The organism is Actinoplanes aureus (assembly GCF_015704865.1).
GTDB classification, from domain to species: Bacteria; Actinomycetota; Actinomycetes; order Mycobacteriales; family Micromonosporaceae; genus Actinoplanes; species Actinoplanes aureus.
In genome coordinates, this window is sequence record NZ_JADQTO010000013.1 from 139,269 (window position 1) to 154,349 (window position 15,081).

Annotated in this window: 12 protein-coding genes; 6 read left to right on the plus strand and 6 right to left on the minus strand. The window is 71.7% G+C overall.

From position 1 onward, the window contains the following. Nucleotides 1–75: 75 nt before the first annotated feature. The gene (locus I4J89_RS26445; protein ID WP_196416779.1) at nt 76–1,656 is read right to left on the minus strand and encodes a pectate lyase family protein; all 1,581 of its coding nucleotides are present in this window, start codon (nt 1,654–1,656) and stop codon (nt 76–78) included. Further along, on the minus strand, nt 1,656–3,233 hold the full coding sequence (locus tag I4J89_RS26450) for a pectate lyase family protein (RefSeq protein ID WP_196416780.1): 1,578 nt from the start codon (nt 3,231–3,233) through the stop codon (nt 1,656–1,658). The genes I4J89_RS26445 and I4J89_RS26450 overlap by 1 nt, the downstream gene beginning before the upstream one ends. Before the next feature lie 572 nt (nt 3,234–3,805). Between I4J89_RS26450 and I4J89_RS26455 the strand changes: the two genes are divergently transcribed. Further along, nucleotides 3,806–4,078: a hypothetical protein gene (locus tag I4J89_RS26455; protein ID WP_196416781.1), complete on the plus strand. Its 273-nt coding sequence runs from the start codon at nt 3,806–3,808 to the stop codon at nt 4,076–4,078. 1 nt (nt 4,079) lies between these two features. Here I4J89_RS26455 and tcuA read toward each other — a convergent pair whose 3' ends face one another. Then, nucleotides 4,080–5,534 carry an FAD-dependent tricarballylate dehydrogenase TcuA gene (gene tcuA, locus I4J89_RS26460; protein ID WP_196416782.1) on the minus strand — a complete coding sequence of 485 codons (1,455 nt, stop codon included), beginning with the start codon at nt 5,532–5,534 and terminating at the stop codon, nt 4,080–4,082. A 68-nt stretch (nt 5,535–5,602) separates the two neighbouring features. Here tcuA and I4J89_RS26465 point away from each other — a divergent pair, with 68 nt between their 5' ends. From I4J89_RS26465 to I4J89_RS26480, 4 genes are read left to right on the plus strand one after another with little or no spacing between them, the layout of a single operon-like run. Beyond that, nucleotides 5,603–6,595 carry a Bug family tripartite tricarboxylate transporter substrate binding protein gene (locus I4J89_RS26465; RefSeq protein ID WP_196416783.1) on the plus strand — a complete coding sequence of 331 codons (993 nt, stop codon included), beginning with the start codon at nt 5,603–5,605 and terminating at the stop codon, nt 6,593–6,595. Further along, the gene (locus I4J89_RS26470; protein WP_196416784.1) at nt 6,592–7,065 is read left to right on the plus strand and encodes a tripartite tricarboxylate transporter TctB family protein; all 474 of its coding nucleotides are present in this window, start codon (nt 6,592–6,594) and stop codon (nt 7,063–7,065) included. The genes I4J89_RS26465 and I4J89_RS26470 overlap by 4 nt, the downstream gene beginning before the upstream one ends. 1 nt (nt 7,066) lies before the next feature. Next, a complete protein-coding gene (locus I4J89_RS26475; protein ID WP_196416785.1) occupies nt 7,067–8,587 on the plus strand; it encodes a tripartite tricarboxylate transporter permease in 1,521 nt (506 codons plus the stop codon). A 42-nt stretch (nt 8,588–8,629) separates the two neighbouring features. Next, a complete protein-coding gene (locus I4J89_RS26480) occupies nt 8,630–9,376 on the plus strand; it encodes an NAD-dependent epimerase/dehydratase family protein (RefSeq protein WP_196416786.1) in 747 nt (248 codons plus the stop codon). A gap of 4 nt (nt 9,377–9,380) precedes the next feature. On the opposite strand, the gene I4J89_RS26485 is transcribed toward I4J89_RS26480, so the two are convergent. After that, entirely contained in the window at nt 9,381–11,069 is a 1,689-nt protein-coding gene (locus I4J89_RS26485; RefSeq protein ID WP_196416787.1) for an ABC transporter ATP-binding protein, read from the minus strand. Between the two features lie 113 nt (nt 11,070–11,182). Here I4J89_RS26485 and I4J89_RS26490 point away from each other — a divergent pair, with 113 nt between their 5' ends. Further along, nucleotides 11,183–11,740 (plus strand): TetR/AcrR family transcriptional regulator, encoded by a 558-nt coding sequence (locus I4J89_RS26490; RefSeq protein ID WP_196416788.1) that lies wholly within the window; start codon nt 11,183–11,185, stop codon nt 11,738–11,740. 106 nt (nt 11,741–11,846) lie between these two features. Here I4J89_RS26490 and I4J89_RS26495 read toward each other — a convergent pair whose 3' ends face one another. Together I4J89_RS26495 and I4J89_RS26500 are read right to left on the minus strand one after the other, a co-directional pair. Beyond that, nucleotides 11,847–13,127 (minus strand): GDSL-type esterase/lipase family protein, encoded by a 1,281-nt coding sequence (locus tag I4J89_RS26495; RefSeq protein ID WP_230859626.1) that lies wholly within the window; start codon nt 13,125–13,127, stop codon nt 11,847–11,849. 90 nt (nt 13,128–13,217) lie between these two features. Further along, nucleotides 13,218–14,876, minus strand: coding sequence for a hypothetical protein (locus tag I4J89_RS26500; RefSeq protein ID WP_196416789.1), 1,659 nt, complete (start codon nt 14,874–14,876; stop codon nt 13,218–13,220). Nucleotides 14,877–15,081 lie beyond the last annotated feature (205 nt).

Sequence of the window (15,081 nt, forward strand, 5' to 3'; positions counted from 1 at the left end):
GGGGGCGGTTGCTGCTTGCTCGGGCGTGCCCTCCGGGGGGGGGGGGGGGGCCCCCCGGGCCCCCCCCGCACGGGTTCAGCCGGTGATGCGGCCGGCGCCGGCCTGCGCGGTCACGGTCGCCTTCACCTGGGCGCAGGGCTGGAGGGTGTACGCGTACGAGACCGGGCTGACGCTGCCACCGGTCTGCCCGGACCCGGAGTTGACGAGGCAGTTGTCGCGAGCCACCAGCCGACCGTCCCCGGACGAACCCTCACCGAGGTGGTACGGGTCCTCGACGTTCTCGAACGAGTTGCCCTCGACGATCACGCCGGCGTTCTCGGTGGACGCGACGCCGTAGTTCCCGGTGTCGTTGTAGTGGTTGTTGTAGACGTGCACCTGGTCGCCGAACCGGACCCGCGGGTTGCGCTGCTCGGTGCCGTCGAACCAGTTGTGGTGGTACGAGACCTTCAGCCGGCCGATGTCCTGCGCGCCGTTGTCGTCGTCGTGGCCGAGCAGCATGTTCTTGTCGGTGCCGTCGGCGTGGTTGTAGGAGATCGTCACGTACGACGAGCCCCGCTTGACGTCCACGCCACCGTCCGTGCCGGTCGTCCAGGTGTTGTGGTCGATCCAGATGTGGTGGCTGAACATCTGCACGTTTATCGCGTCGTCCGGCCAGCCACGGAAGTTCAGGTTGCGGACGATGACGTTGTGCACGGCGTTCGCCGGCGGTGCGGTGATGTCGTCGTCGATCGGCAGGCCGATGTTGAGGCCGCCGCCGGTCAGGCCGGAACCGCTGCCCACCCCGATGATCGTCTTGTCGCTGGTGACGTCGTGCATCGGCCCGGGCAGCGTCAGCATGCCCTGCACCCGCACGGTGAGCGGGCCCGGCTGGGCGATCGCGGACAGGAACGCCGAGGCGCTGGTGACCGTGACCGTGGAGCCGCCCGCGCCGCCCGAGGTGCCGTTCTGGCCCCAGGCGTTGACCGAGGCCCAGCCGTCCGCGACGTTCGGCTGCGCCGGCGGTTCCGATGTGGGCGGGCTCGAGCTGGGCGGGTTCGAGCTGGGCGGGGTCACCGCGCCGGTCGTCACCTGGACGTCGTCGAAGTTCGCGCTGGTGTAGAACGTGGCCAGGCCGACCCGGCCGCTGCTCCACCGGGTGTCGGAGGCCTCGGTCAGCAGCGCCCCGTTGACGTAACCGCGCAGCGACGACCCGGCGACCTCCAGCCGCAGGGTGTACCAGGTGCCGGCCGAGACGGTCACCGAGGCGGTGTCGAGGGTGGTCGACGACCCGCCGTCGAGACGCTTGAGCTCCACGGTGTTGTTGGACCGCAGCGCCAGGTAGTAGTAGCTGGTGCTGCTCTGCACCCGCGCGAGGACGGCGGCGAAGCGGTTGCCGCCGTTGAACGCGGTCGGCTTGACCCGGGCCTGCATCGCGTAGTCGGTCCAGCTCGACGTCCCGGCCAACGCCCGGGCGTCGCTGCTGGTACCGCCCTGCCGGTACACCCCGGAACCGTCCGTGGTGACCGACCAGCTCCCGCCGTTGGTGCTCCACCCGGTGGCGTTGCCGTCCTCGAAGTCGTCGCTGAGCAGCGTGGCGGCCTGTGCCCCGGTGGCGGTCATCGCGAGCACCAGCGTGGCGGTTGCCGCGCCGGCCAGGAGAAGGGCTCGTCGCAGCATCAGAACACCCCCGCGCCGCTGGTGACGATGGACTTCACGGTGTTCGGGTCGTCGAGCGTGTAGCCGTAGTAGGCCGACGCCTCCTGCACGGTCCCGCTGCACTCCGGCGTCCCCGACTCACCGGCGAACACGTTGTTGCGGGCGACGCAGCGTCCGGCCGGTCCTGCGTACGTGTTGGTCACCGGCTCCTCCACGTTCTCGAAGTAGTTGCCCTCGACCAGGCAGCCGGCGTTGTTCTGGCAGGCCACACCGGTGTCGGTGTTGTAGAAGAAGTAGTTGTTGTAGACGTGCACCGGCTCGCCGAAGCGGACCCGCGGGTTGCGCTGCGGCGTCGCGTCGAACCAGTTGTGGTGATAGGTGACCTTGAGCCGGCCGGTGTCCTGCGCGCCGTTCGAGTCGTCGTGGCCGAGCAGCATGTTCTTCGTGTGGTGGTGGGTGTGGTTCCACGACACGGTCACGTACGACGAGCCGCGCTTCACGTCGATCAGGCCGTCGTAGCCCTGCGCCAGGTCGTTGTGGTCGATCCAGATGTGGTGGCTGAACATCTGCACGTTTATCGAGTCGTCGCTGGCGCCGCGGAAGGTCAGGTTCTGGATGATCACGTTGTGCACCGCGTCGGCCGGCGGCGTGGTCACCGACGAGACCGGCAGACCGATGTTGAAGCCGCCACCGGTGATCCCGGCGTTCGAGCCGACCCCAATGATCGACTTGTCGCTCGTCACGTCGTACATGCCGGCCGGCAGGGTGATCGTGCCGTTGACGCAGACGGTGAGCGGGCCCGGCGTCGCGATGGCGCTGATCAGCTCGGCGGCCGTGTCCACCGCGACCACCGGCCCACCGGCGCCGCCGGTCGTGCCGCTCTGGCCCCAGGCGTTCACCGACGCGAAGCCGGTGGCGGAGCCGGTGACCCGGCAGTCGCCGGGCGGCGGGGGAGTGGTCGGCGTCACCGACGGGCCCGGACCCGGGGCGGTGGTGTCGACCACGACGTCGTCGTAGGAGGCGCTCGTGTACCCGGTGACCAGGCCGATCCGGCCGGAGCCGAACGCGCTGTCGGTAGCCTGGAGCACCGCCGTCCCGTCCACGTACCCGGTCAGCGTGGAGCCCTGCGCCCGCAGTGCCAGTACCCGCCAGGCGCCGGTGGTGCCGCCGACCGCGGCCGTGCCCAGCGCGGTGGCCGTGCCGCCGGAGACCCGCTGCAACTGGGCCGTTCCGCTGCCGGTCAGGACCAGCGCGTAGTACTGGCTCGTCGACTGGGCGCGGGCCGCGATCCCGGCGGTGCGGTCCGCGCCGGCGTACGCGATCGGGCGTACCCGGGCCTGCACGGTGTAGTCGGTCCAGGCGGTGTTGCCGGCCAGCGCGCGGGCGTTCGAGCTGGTACTGGACTGGCGGTACGCCGGTGAGCCGTCGGTGACCACCGACCAGGATCCGCCGTTGCGGGACCAGCCGGTCGCGTTGCCGTCGTTGAAGTCGTCGCCGAACAGGGTCTCGGCGTAGGCCGGGCCGGTGGCCACCATGCCGGCGACCACCGCCGCGGCGGCGACCGCACCGGCGGTGGCAATCCATCGGATTCGTCTCATGTCGCGTCCTTGCGTGGGGGAAGGGCCGAGGGATCAGGGCATGCCGGATCGCCGCCGCTGGTGTGTGACGGCGTTCGGCGAAATCCATGGGAGAAAGGCGCGTTAACACGCGTGAAACCTTGACCCGACCATAAATTTGTGTATCGGAGAGCGTCAATGCTTTTCGTTTGCAGGAATGTTGCAGTGATCGTTTGTGACGCAGCGTCGATCATTGACAACTGGCGATGGCCGTCGTAGGTTGCTCCGGAAAGCGCATTCCTCCATGTCGGCAGGCTGAACGCGGAGCGTCGCCGGGCCGTGGGGCCATCACCGCACGCCACCGGCCGTGCCGGCCGGGGAAATGGCCGTAAGCGCGCCGGGAAATGCCACCGGTGCGATGATCGGCGTGGCTTTATCGGCCATCAGCGGCACGTGTAAGGCGATCTACGTATGCCCCCGGCGGGACAGAGCCCTAGATCCGACACCTCAGGGTCTCCCGGATTCGGGCCTTCAGGTGGAATACCGGAGGCGATCTGTGGCGTGGGAGGCGCACCCTGAGGCGGTACCCCACCGATAGATCGGAGTTGATCGAGATGCGTACCCAGATGATCGCCGCCCGCGCCTCCGCACTGTTCGCCAGTAACCTGCCGAGCGGATCCCGGCCCACCGGCTCGATGGTCGACGACGCCATCGCCACGGCCGTGCGCGCCTTTGGTGGCACACGCGGTTGTGTGGCCGTGATGGCAGCCGCATACGGCGACTGCCCGGAGACCGCGGCGCCACGGATGCAATGGGCGCGAAGTGTGGTGATGACGGTGTACGGGTCACAGAGCCCGGAACCCGAACGAGAGCTGGTCGCCGCTTGACTCAGGCCAGCATCCCGGCCCGCCGGCCGAACACGGTGCCCGCGGTCAGGCCGGTCCCGCCGGGGTAGTTGCCGCTGAACAGCCCGCCCAGCATCTCCCCGCACACGTACAGGCCGGGTAGCCCAGAGCCCTGCTCGGTCAGCACCCGGCCGTGCTCGTCGGCCCGCAACCCGCCGAACGTGAACGTGATCCCGCAGGTCACCGGGAAGGCGTAGAACGGCGGCGTACGGATCGGCAGCGCCCAGTTGCTCTTCGGCGGCGACGCCCGCGACGCCCGCCCGTCCTTCACCGACGGGTCGAACGGCACCGACTCGTCGATCCCGGCGTTGAACTCCTCGACCGTCCGGGTGAGCTGTGACCCGTCGACGCCGATTCCGGACGCCAGCGAGGAGATCGTGGAAGCGGTCACCACCGACGTTCCGGGCGCGTCGTACTCCTCGGCCCGCAACATCGGCCGGATCGCGGCGTCGAAGACCTGGAACGCCATCCCGCGCGGCTGACGGAGAATCTCGCCGCCGTACCTGGCGTACGTGTAGTTGCGGAAGTCGGCGCCCTCGTCCAGGAACCGACGTCCCTCCACGTTGACCACGATGCCCAGCGGATAGCTCTGCCGGGTCAACCGGTTCGTCAGCTCCCGGTCACCCGACGCGGCGGCGCCCGCGTCCCAGGCCACGGCGTGACACGACGACCAGTCACCGCCCCGCGCGGCACCCACGGCCATCGCCGAGCGCAGCATGTCCCCGGTGTTCAACGGGGTGCCCCGGACCAGGGCTCGTTCCCAGCCGGCACCGAGATGCTCGCGCCGCCACCGCGGGTTCGCCTCGAAACCGCCCGCCGCCAGCACCACCGACTCCGCCTCGGTCACGCCGGCCACGCCGTCCGCGTCGGTCCAGTGCACTCCGCGTACCCGGCCGTTCTCGATCAGCAGGTCGCCACAGCGATGTCCGTACCGGATCTCGATGCCGGCGGCCGAGGCCGCGCGGGTGTGCTGCTCGACCAGGCCCTTCCCGCCACCGGTGCTGCCCACCGCCAGGCCGCCCCAGAAGACGTGCCGGCCCTGATCGTCCGGATACGACTGTCGCTCGTACATCAGCCGGAAGCGCAACCCCAAGCCGTGCAGCCAGCGCAGTGCCGGGCCGCTCTCCGCCGCGCACGCGGCGGACAACCCCGGGTCCGCGCGCCCGCCGGTCACCTCACGCAGATCCCGCAGGAACTGCCCTTCCGGGTACGCCGGAAGCACCGTCCTCGCCAGCCGCGGATCGGGGTCGAGCAGATCCCGCACGTCGTCCAGCCCGGCGTGGGCGATCCGGAACGCGCCCGCGGTGTAGAAACTGTTCCCGCCGGCCTCGTCCGGACGGCCCTTCTCCAGCAGCACGACAGCGCGTCCCCGGGCCGCGGCCGCGTGTGCCGCGCTGAAGCCCGCGTTGCCGCCACCGACCACCACGACGTGCGCCATAAGCCCTCCGGGTCAAGAATGAATGTAGGCGGAGGCTCGCGGGACCGCACTCGGAAGCGGGTGGACCGATGCAGCGTTGGCGACCGGCGGTGGTGGCACCCTGGGTGGCGGCGGCGGTGAGCACCGTGCTGCTCATCCTGACCACACCATGGAGCGACGGCGGGGACTCGGACTTCCTCGACGGCCGCCAGTTACGTCTGATGGCGCCGGCCGCGCCCGGTGGCGGCTGGGACCAGACCTCCCGCGAGATGCAGACCGCGCTGCGTGACCTGGCCGGGCGCACCGAGGTCTACAACGTGGCCGGCGCCGGCGGGACGATCGGGCTCAGCCAGTTCGCCCGATACGACGGCGACCCCACCCAGCTCATGGTGATGGGCCTGATCATGGTCGGTGCGATCGAGAGCAACGACTCGCCGGTCACCCTGGACAGCACCACCCCGCTGGCCCGGCTCACCACCGACTACGAGGTGGTCGTGGTGCCCGCCGACTCGGCGGTCCGCGACCTGAACGACCTGGTCGGGCGGATGAAGCAGGATCTCGGCGCGGTGTCGTTCGCCGGTGGGTCGGCCGGCGGTGTCGAGCAAATCCTCGCCGGGCTGATCGCCGACGCGATCGGCGCCGACCCGGGCGGCGTCAACTACGTGGCTCACTCCGGCGGCGGCGAGGCGCTGTCCACGCTGCTCTCCGGCCGTGCCACCGCGGGGGTCTCCGGGGTCTCCGAGCTGGAGGGACAGATCAAGGCGGGCACGGTCCGGCCGATCGCGGTCTCCAGCGCCGACCGGCTGCCCGCCCTGCCCGACGTGCCCACGCTCAAGGAATCGGGGGTCGACGTGGAACTGGCCAACTGGCGCGGCGTGGTCGCCCCGGCCGGCATCAGCGCCGCCGACGAGCGGGCGCTCGAAGACCTGGTGGTACGGATGACACAGAGCGAGGCGTGGAAGGAGACCCTCCAGCGGCGGGGCTGGGGTGACGCCACGCTGACCGGGCCCGAGTTCGAGACCTACCTGCGGACCGAGCGCCAGACCGTCACCGACGTCCTGGTGAAGATGGGCATCGCATGACCGAGGACCAGGAACGGGCGCAGGCGCGGGCGTCCGCCCTGCTGGGACTGATCATGGTGGTCGCCGCCGTGGTGGTTCTCGTGGATGCCGCCAACCTGCGGGAATCCGACGACGCGCTGGGACCGGCCGCCGCGCCGACGCTGATCGGGCTCCTGCTCGGGGTCCTCGGCGGGGCGCTCGTGGTGCAGGGGGTGCGCTTTCTGCGTACGCCGCAGGGGTCTGCTCTTGATCCTCGGCGCCTGCGGCGCCTCGCCGCGATGGTGGCGCTGCTGATCGCGTTCGCCCTGGTCCTGCCGATTCTCGGGTACGTGGTGAGCTCGGCGGCCCTGTTCGCCGGTGCGGCCCTGCTGCTCGGCGCCCCGCATCCGGCCAGGGTCGTCGCCTACGGGTGGACGCTCGCCGCGCTGGCGTTCCTGATCTTCGACCGGCTGATCGGCCTCAGCCTGCCCACCGGACCGTGGGGGTTCTGACGTGGACCAGTTGCTGACCGGTTTCGCCGACGCGCTGACCCCGGCCAACCTGCTGTGGGCCCTGGTCGGCGTCACCATCGGCACCGCCGTCGGCGTGCTGCCCGGCATCGGCCCGGCGCTCACGGTGGCCCTGCTGCTGCCGATCACTTTCCGCCTCGAACCGGCCGGCGCCCTGATCATGTTCGCCGGCATCTACTACGGCGGCATGTACGGCGGCTCCACCACCTCGATCCTGCTCAACACACCCGGCGAGAGCGCGTCCGTGGCCACCGCCCTGGAGGGCAACAAGATGGCCCGTTCCGGGCGGGCCGCGGCCGCGCTCGCCACCGCCGCCATCGGCAGTTTCGTCGCCGGCACCATCGGCACGATCGCGCTCACCGTGGCCGCGCCGCTGGTCGCCGACATCGCGATCGGTTTCGGACCACCCGAGTACGTCGCGCTGATGGCGGTGGCGTTCGTGACGGTCAGCGCGCTGCTCGGGCCCAGCCTGCTCAAGGGCGCGGCCAGCCTGGTCATCGGGGCCACGCTCGGCCTGGTCGGCATCGACACCCTCACCGGCCAGTCCCGCCTCGCCTTCGGCGTGCCGTCCCTGCTCGACGGCATCGACGTGGTGATCGTGGTGGTCGCCCTGTTCGCTCTCGGCGAGACCTTCGCCCACCTGGTCGCCGGCACCGGCGCAAGCCGGGTCGAACCGCTGCGCGGCGCCGCCGTCCTGTCCCGCGACGACTTCCGCCGCTCCTGGCCGGCCTGGCTGCGCGGCACCGCCATCGGCTTCCCGATCGGCAGCCTGCCGGCCGGCGGCGCCGACGTGCCCACGTTCCTCAGCTACGGCCTGGAGAAGCGCCTCTCCAAACACCGGCACGAATTCGGTCACGGCGCCATCGAGGGTGTCGCCGGCCCGGAGTCGGCGAACAACGCCGCGGCCGCCGGCGTGCTGGTTCCGCTGCTCACCATCGGCCTGCCCACCTCCGCCACCGCGGCCGTCATCCTGACCGCGTTCCAGTCCTACGGCCTGCAACCCGGCCCGCAGCTGTTCACCGAGTCCGGCGACCTGGTGTGGGCGCTGATCGCCAGCCTCTACATCGGCAACGTCCTGCTGCTCGTCCTCAACCTGCCACTGGTCCGCGTCTGGGCGCGGCTGCTCACCATTCCCGCCTACGGCATCTACGCCGGCGTGCTGCTCTTCGCCTGCCTCGGCACGTACGCCGCCGGCGGCACCACCGCCGACCTCATGATCCTCACCGTGCTGGGCCTGGTCGGCCTGCTGATGCGCCGGGCCGACGTCCCGGTCGCGCCGGCCGTGGTCGGGCTGATCCTGGCGCCGCTGTTCGAGCAGCAGCTGCGCCGGGCGCTGGCCCTCTCCGAGGGCGACTGGAGCGTCCTGGTCTCCACCCCGCTGACCGTGATCCTGTGGATCGTGGTCGTCCTGGCGCTCATCGCGCCGGGGATCTTCGCCCTCTACCGCCGGCGGCGCGGCGAACCCGCCCCCGCCGAACGGGAACACGCGGGCGATCCGCGATAGCGGTCCGGCATGACCGGAGCCGGGACGGGCACCATGAACGGCATGGCGGTGATCCTCTTGACCGGCGCGGCCGGCTCCCTCGGCACCATGCTGCGCACCCGTCTCACCCACCACACCCTGCGCCTGACCGACCTCAATGCCGCCGAGGGTGTCGAAGCCCTCGACGTCACCGACGGCGAGGCCGTCGAGCGCGCCGCCCGGGGCGTGGACGCGATCGTGCACCTGGGCGGCCTCGCCGACGAGAGTCCCTTCGACGACGTGCTCGAGGTAAACGTCCGCGGCACCGAACGGGTCCTGCAGGCCGCCTACCGCCTCGGCATCCCACGCGTCGTGCTGGCTTCCAGCAACCACGCCGCCGGCCTGCACGAACGCCGCGATGCGCTGCCTGACGACGTGGCACCCCGGCCGGACACCTACTACGGCTGGAGCAAGGCCGCGCTGGAGACCCTGGGCCGCCTCTACCACGACCGGTACGGTCTGCACGTCATCTGCCTGCGCATCGGCGCCTGCCGCGAACGACCCGCCAATCCGCGCGACCTGTCGGTCTGGCTCTCCCCGGACGACCTGGCCCGGCTGGTGGAGGCCGCGCTGACCGCCACCGGCTGGCGGCTGGTCTGGGGCGTCTCCGCGAACACCCGGCGCTGGTGGTCGGGCGCCGGGGGAGACGCGATCGGCTACCACCCGCACGACGACGCCGAGAAGTGGGCGGCCGAGGTCGGCGAGCCCGACCCCGAGGCCCCGGAGCACCGCACCGTGGGCGGCACGATGGCCATACGATCCCTCGGGTGATGGCTCACACCGTGGCCGGTGCCGGCTGGTCCGCCGCGATCCGCAGGGCCTCGACCAGGCGCCGGTAGAGGTCGTCCGAGGCGTACAGCTCGGCGTGCGTGCCCTGGGCCCGGATGCGGCCGTCCTCCATCACCACGATCCGGTCCGCGTCGAGGACTGTGGACAGCCGGTGCGCGATCGTCACCACCGCGCCGGCCGAGGCCCGGTCCCGGATGCAGTCCTGCACGGCGGCCTCGGTCAGCCCGTCCACCTGCGCGGTCGCCTCGTCCAGCAGGAGCACGTCCGGTGTGCGTAGCAGGGCCCGGGCCAGCGCGATCCGCTGTCGCTGGCCACCGGAGACGTCCGTCGAGCTCAGCGACGTGTCGATACCCTCCGGCAGCTCGTCAATCTTGTCGTCCAGGTGGACCGAGCGCAGCACCGCCCGTACCTCCTCGTCGGTGGCGTCCGGGTGGGTGAACCGCAGGTTGTCGCCGATCGTCCCGGGCACCACCGGGGTCTCCTGCTCCACGTAGGCGAGCCGGGCGCGGACCGCTTCGTGGCTCCACGACGCGTACGGCTCGCCGTCCAGCAGGATCCGCCCGCTCTCCGGCTCCACGAAGCGCAGCAGCAGCGAGAACAGCGTGGTCTTACCGGCGCCGGACGGGCCCACGATCGCGGTGTGGCCTCGGCGCGGGATCACCAGGTCGACGCCGCGGAGCGCCTGCGGAGCGTCCGCGCTGTACCGGGCGGCGACACCCTCGAGCCGCAGCACCGGGCCGTCCGTGACCCGCCGCGGTGCCGGTGCCGGGGCTTCGTCGTGCGGCTCCACCTCGATGGCGGAGAGCTCGTTGATCCGCCCGGCCGCCGCCATGCCGGCCTGCAACGCGGTCAGGTTCTGGGTGAGCTCGCTGATCGGCCCCATCAGCTGGAACACGTAGAGCAGGAAGGCGACCAGGCTGGAGATCTCCAGCAGCCCGAGGTGGGCACGCCAGGCACCGACGGCGAGAATCATGATCACCGCCAGATTGATGCCGGACCAGGAGATCGTCCAGACGGTGGCGGTGACCCGGGCGGCGCGGATGCTGTGCGTGGCGGCGTCCCGGGCGTTGCCGACGATCTGCTCGCTCTGGCGGGTCTCGGCGCGACTGGCCTTCACCGTACGGATGGCGCGCAGCGACCCCTCCAGGTTCGCTCCGAGCTTGCCGACCGAGTCCTGTGCCGCGGTCTGCGCGACGCTGATCTTCGGCAGCAGCACCGCCATCAGCACGCTGACCACGATCACCGCGGCGAGCGTGCAGGCGAGCAGGGTCAGGTCCAGCACGGCCATCAGGATCAGCGTGCCGATCAACCCGACCCCGGCGTTGATCAGCCCGATCAGGCTGCCGGACGCCTCGTGCAGCAGCCCGGTGTCCGAGGTGACCCGGGTGACCAGCTCGCCGGTGGGCCGCCGTTGCAGGTCACCGACCCGGGCCCGGAAATAGCGCCGGATGATCGACATCCGGGCGTCGAGCACGATCCGCTCGGCGAGCGTGCCCAGCAGGATCCACTGCCACAGGGTGATGGCGGCGCCCACGACGACCAGGGCGAGCAGGACGGAGATAGGAGCGGCCAGGTCCACCCCGTCGCTGAACGTGTCAAGCACCCACTTGGTGACCATCGGCGTGGCCAGGCCGGCGGCGTTGCCGGCCAGCCCGAGCACGAGCCCGAGCAGCATGGTGCGGCGGTGCGGACGGAGAACGGCAAGCAGTGTCTTCAACCTCGCGGAATCCGGCATAGCCATAATGGAACACTGTTGTTCCAGAATGGGCAACTGTTATTCTGTGCACCGTGACCACCGCTCGCGCCGGCAGCCGCGCCCGGACCCGGCAGGCGATCCTTGACGCCGCCTTCGAGGTTCTCGCCCGCAACCCCGCCGCCTCCCTCGGCGACGTGGCCGCCGCCGCCGACGTCGGCCGCACCACGTTGCACCGCTACTTCCCCGAGCGCAGCGACCTGCTCGTCGCCCTGCGCGACGAGGCCACCGCCCGTCTCGACCAGGCGCGGACCCGGGCCCGCACCGCCGACGACACCGGCGCCGCCGCCATCCGCCGGCTCTGCCAGGAGTATTTCGACCTCGGCGACCTGCTCTCGCTGCTCTTCCGCGAGCAGGTCGAGCTCGACGACGAGAGCCCCGGCACGTGCGACGACTGGTTCGCCGACCTGGTGCGACGCGGGCACGCCGACGGGACCATCGACACCGAGCTGCCCGCCATCTGGGTGCAGAGCCTGCTCTGGTCACAGCTCTACCTCGGCTGGAGCTTCCTCAGCGAGGCGAACGCCTCACGCCACGAAACCCTGCGGCTCGTTCTCCGCTGCGTCGAGGGCGCGATCAGGCCCTTGCGCTGAGCATTTCTTCCGGTACGCGCACGCGCCGTCCCGCCGAACCGGGACCGTCCCCGAATCACCGCGCGATCACCTGCCACTCGAGGCCGAAGCGCGCGCGCCGGCCGCTTCAGTCGTTGAACCAGCCCAGGTTGACGGCGTTCGCGATCGCCCGCATGCCCTGCGTGTCCGGGTGCAGGTGGTCGCCGGAGTCGTACTCGGGCCGGAAGCGGGTGGGTGCGGACGGATCACGGGTGGCGCGATCCTGGTCGAGGACGGCGTCGCAGCCGCTCTTGCGCGAGCGTACGAACGCGTTCACCGCGGCGCGCCCCTGCTCGCCGCGCGCGGTCCAGTACCCGGCACCGCGGTACGGCGTCAGCGTCGAGCAGATGACCTTGATGTCGGCGTCGTGAGCACGGTCGATCAGGTTCCGGAGTGCGCCGGTCAGCTCGGACGCGGGTGCGGCGGACTTGCCGAGATCGTTTATTGCGTCGTCCGAGATGATCACCCAGCGGACGCCGGGCTGCCGGAGCACGTCCCGGTCGAACCGTTTGGCCGCGCTGTCCCCGTGCGTGTCGGCGGTGAGCCGGTTGCCGCTGATGCCGGTGTTGAGCACCCCGATGGTGCGCCCGGAGGACCGCAGCCGGTCGGACAGCAGGTCGGGCCAGCGCCGGTTCGCACCGAACATCGAGCCCACCCCGTCGGTGATCGAGGCGCCGAACGCGACCACCGAGCCGGTCGCCTTCGCGTTCTGGACGTCCACCCCGGCCAGGAAGTGGTAGCTCCGGTGGGTCTTCGCCCGGCGCAGCCCGGCGGCCGCACTCTGGTCGCCCGCCGCGATGTAGTTGTGCTGGGTGCCGACGGCGTGCCGGGTGCTGGCCCCGGTCGCCGACGGGAGGTAGGCACTGACCGCGATGTCGCTGTCCGCCGGCACCACGAAGTCCACCGGGTCGCTGACCGCCGACCCGCCCGCCGGGATCGTCACCGAGGTCGCACCGCCGAACGTGACCGGCCGGTTCGTCGCCGGGTCGACAGTGCTGCCCCTCACCCGCCGGGCCACGTGCACGCTGCTCACGGTGAGCGGCTTCGTCCCGTACGCGTTGGAGAGCCGCACCCGGGCGCTGTCCCCGCCGATGCTGGTGTGCACGATCTGCCGCAGCGTCTGCCGGTCGAACGGACGCCCGCCCGGCTGGACCGCGACCGCCCACGTCCCCACCCACGGCACCGCTGCCGGCGCCGGCGACGGCACTTCGAGTGCCTCCAGCGCCGGGGCGGCCGAGGGGCTGGGTTGCGGTGACTCGACCGCCACCGGGGGCTGCTCCGGGTCGTCCTCCCGGCCGATCGCCACGTACAGCCCGGTGGCGGCACTCACCGCCACCGTCGCCACGACGGCCGTCCTGGCCCACATCATCCGCGCGTCCCCCGACTTCCCCCGTTGAGCAGGCCAGATCTTGACACTTCAAGATGTGGAACGGCTGTCAAACCGGGTGTGCGCTGAGTCTCAGTCCGTCAGGAAGTCGTCGAGGCGCTGCCTCCGGCGGTCTCGTTCGGCGGTCAGGTGCGCACGGGTGAACACCTCCGGGTGGCGTCGCCGGAGCGTCCGGCCGGCCGGCGTGCGGAACTCCTCATCCGGTATGTCCGCCGCGCCCTCGGGCAGCACGGCCAGCAGCTCGTCGCAGACCGCCACCGACGAGGCGAGCGCCGCCAGCACCTGCTTCCAGGTGTCGTCGTCCCGGGCGGTCTTCTCCGCACCGGCCGCCGCCTCCTCGTACCCCTCACCGGCGGCCCAGAACTCGCCCGCGTCGAGCAGCGCCGACGGCCCGTCGCCGGGCAGGCTGAACCCGAATCCCATCGGTTCCGGGTCGCTGTCGTCGGGCGGCACGGTGAACACGAACGCCCGGTCCCGGCGGCAGGTCAGGCACATGCCGCCGTAGTGCAGCCCGGCCTCCGTCTCGTGCCTCGACCGCCGGAACTCGACCGTGCCGCAGACACAGCGATGCAAATTGATGAAGAGCAGGGCCTCGTTGACACTGCGTGCCGGCAGCGGGTGGACCGCGGGGAGTGGATCCTCCGCGCCGGACGCCGCCAGGTACTCGTCGCGCGCGGCGAGCAGGTCCGGCCAGCGGAACCGGGCGGGGTCCGCGTCGTACAGCTCGCGACCGCGCCGGCCGCGCACCTCGTCCGCGGGGATCGCGTCCGCGCCGGGCGGCACGAACAGCATCGCCTCCTCCACGCAGGAGGCGGCCAGTTTCAGGTTCATCGCGCGCAACCGCGGTTCGCCGCCGGCGAACGAGCCGGCCGCCACCAGCCACTCACCGGGGTCGACCAGGTGCGACGGTTGCCGGCGATCGGACATCTCCCAGTGCGGCGCGTCCGGTGTGCCGGGCACCGTGGTGAACTGGAAGCGGTATCGGTGCCAGGACCGCCGCGCGCAGCGGGCCTTCACGGTGAGCACCGCCTGATCATCGGTGTGCTCGGCCACGGCGACCAGCCGCCCGCCGCACCGGCACCCTCGGAAGTCGAGGAACATGCTGGCGTCGTAGCCGGAGCGCGCCAGCGGTGGCACCGTCGCCGGGGTGCGCTCCGCCGCCGGCGGACCGAACACCGCCGTGAACTCGGTGCGAGCCTGGCGGTGCCGCGCCAGCTCACGAACCATGCGGGGTACGCGGAAGTCCTCCGGACGTTCCCGCCACGCCCGCAGCCCACCGGCCGTCCAGAGCGCGCGCACCGGCACCGCCTCCGCGCCCTCCGGGACGAGCCGGGTCACCTCGGTGGCGTACTCGACCGCCCGGTCCAGCAGCCGGACGACCTGCGCATACTCCTGCGAGGTCGGACGCCGCTCGCGGTAGGTGAGGATGAGGCCGGCGGCCTGCCGCGCGCAGCGGCGGGCGAGTTTCTGCCACTGGCTCGCGTCCAGGAGAGTATCGGCGCCGATGACCACCGTGCGGTCGCCGTGCCGCACCCGCCGGCCGTCGCTGTCCACCGTGCCGTCCGGGTCCCCGGTCAGATACAGCGTCGCCTCGGCGACCGACCGGGCGACCGGCTCGGCCTCGGCGCCCGGGAGGCCTCCGCTCATCCAGCTCAGGTCCCGGTGGGTGAGCCCGGTGTCGGCGAGCAGCTCGGCGACGACCTCCCGGGCGGGCCGGTCGGTGAAGTGCACGACCTCGACCGCGCCCTGCTCGCCGAGCTCGAAGCGGACGAGGTCACCGGTGGACAGCCGGCTGACGGCCGGCGGCGTCAGCCCGAACCGGCTCTCCAGTTCGGCCGGCCTCAGCCGGAGGCGGGCCAGGCGCGGCCCCCCCCCCCCGGGGGCGCCGGCGGGCCCCCGTTACACCCCCCCCCCCCATACAAGTGGGCCCGGCGGT

Excerpts from the sequence above, each read along its gene's own strand:
- I4J89_RS26445 (WP_196416779.1), bottom strand. The coding sequence starts at position 1,656 with ATGCTGCGACGAGCCCTTCTCCTGGCCGGCGCGGCAACCGCCACGCTG.
- I4J89_RS26450 (WP_196416780.1), bottom strand. The coding sequence starts at position 3,233 with ATGAGACGAATCCGATGGATTGCCACCGCCGGTGCGGTCGCCGCCGCG.
- I4J89_RS26455 (WP_196416781.1), top strand. The coding sequence starts at position 3,806 with ATGCGTACCCAGATGATCGCCGCCCGCGCCTCCGCACTGTTCGCCAGT.
- tcuA (WP_196416782.1), bottom strand. The coding sequence starts at position 5,534 with ATGGCGCACGTCGTGGTGGTCGGTGGCGGCAACGCGGGCTTCAGCGCG.
- I4J89_RS26465 (WP_196416783.1), top strand. The coding sequence starts at position 5,603 with ATGCAGCGTTGGCGACCGGCGGTGGTGGCACCCTGGGTGGCGGCGGCG.
- I4J89_RS26470 (WP_196416784.1), top strand. The coding sequence starts at position 6,592 with ATGACCGAGGACCAGGAACGGGCGCAGGCGCGGGCGTCCGCCCTGCTG.
- I4J89_RS26480 (WP_196416786.1), top strand. The coding sequence starts at position 8,630 with ATGGCGGTGATCCTCTTGACCGGCGCGGCCGGCTCCCTCGGCACCATG.
- I4J89_RS26485 (WP_196416787.1), bottom strand. The coding sequence starts at position 11,069 with ATGCTGCTCGGGCTCGTGCTCGGGCTGGCCGGCAACGCCGCCGGCCTG.
- I4J89_RS26495 (WP_230859626.1), bottom strand. The coding sequence starts at position 13,127 with ATGATGTGGGCCAGGACGGCCGTCGTGGCGACGGTGGCGGTGAGTGCC.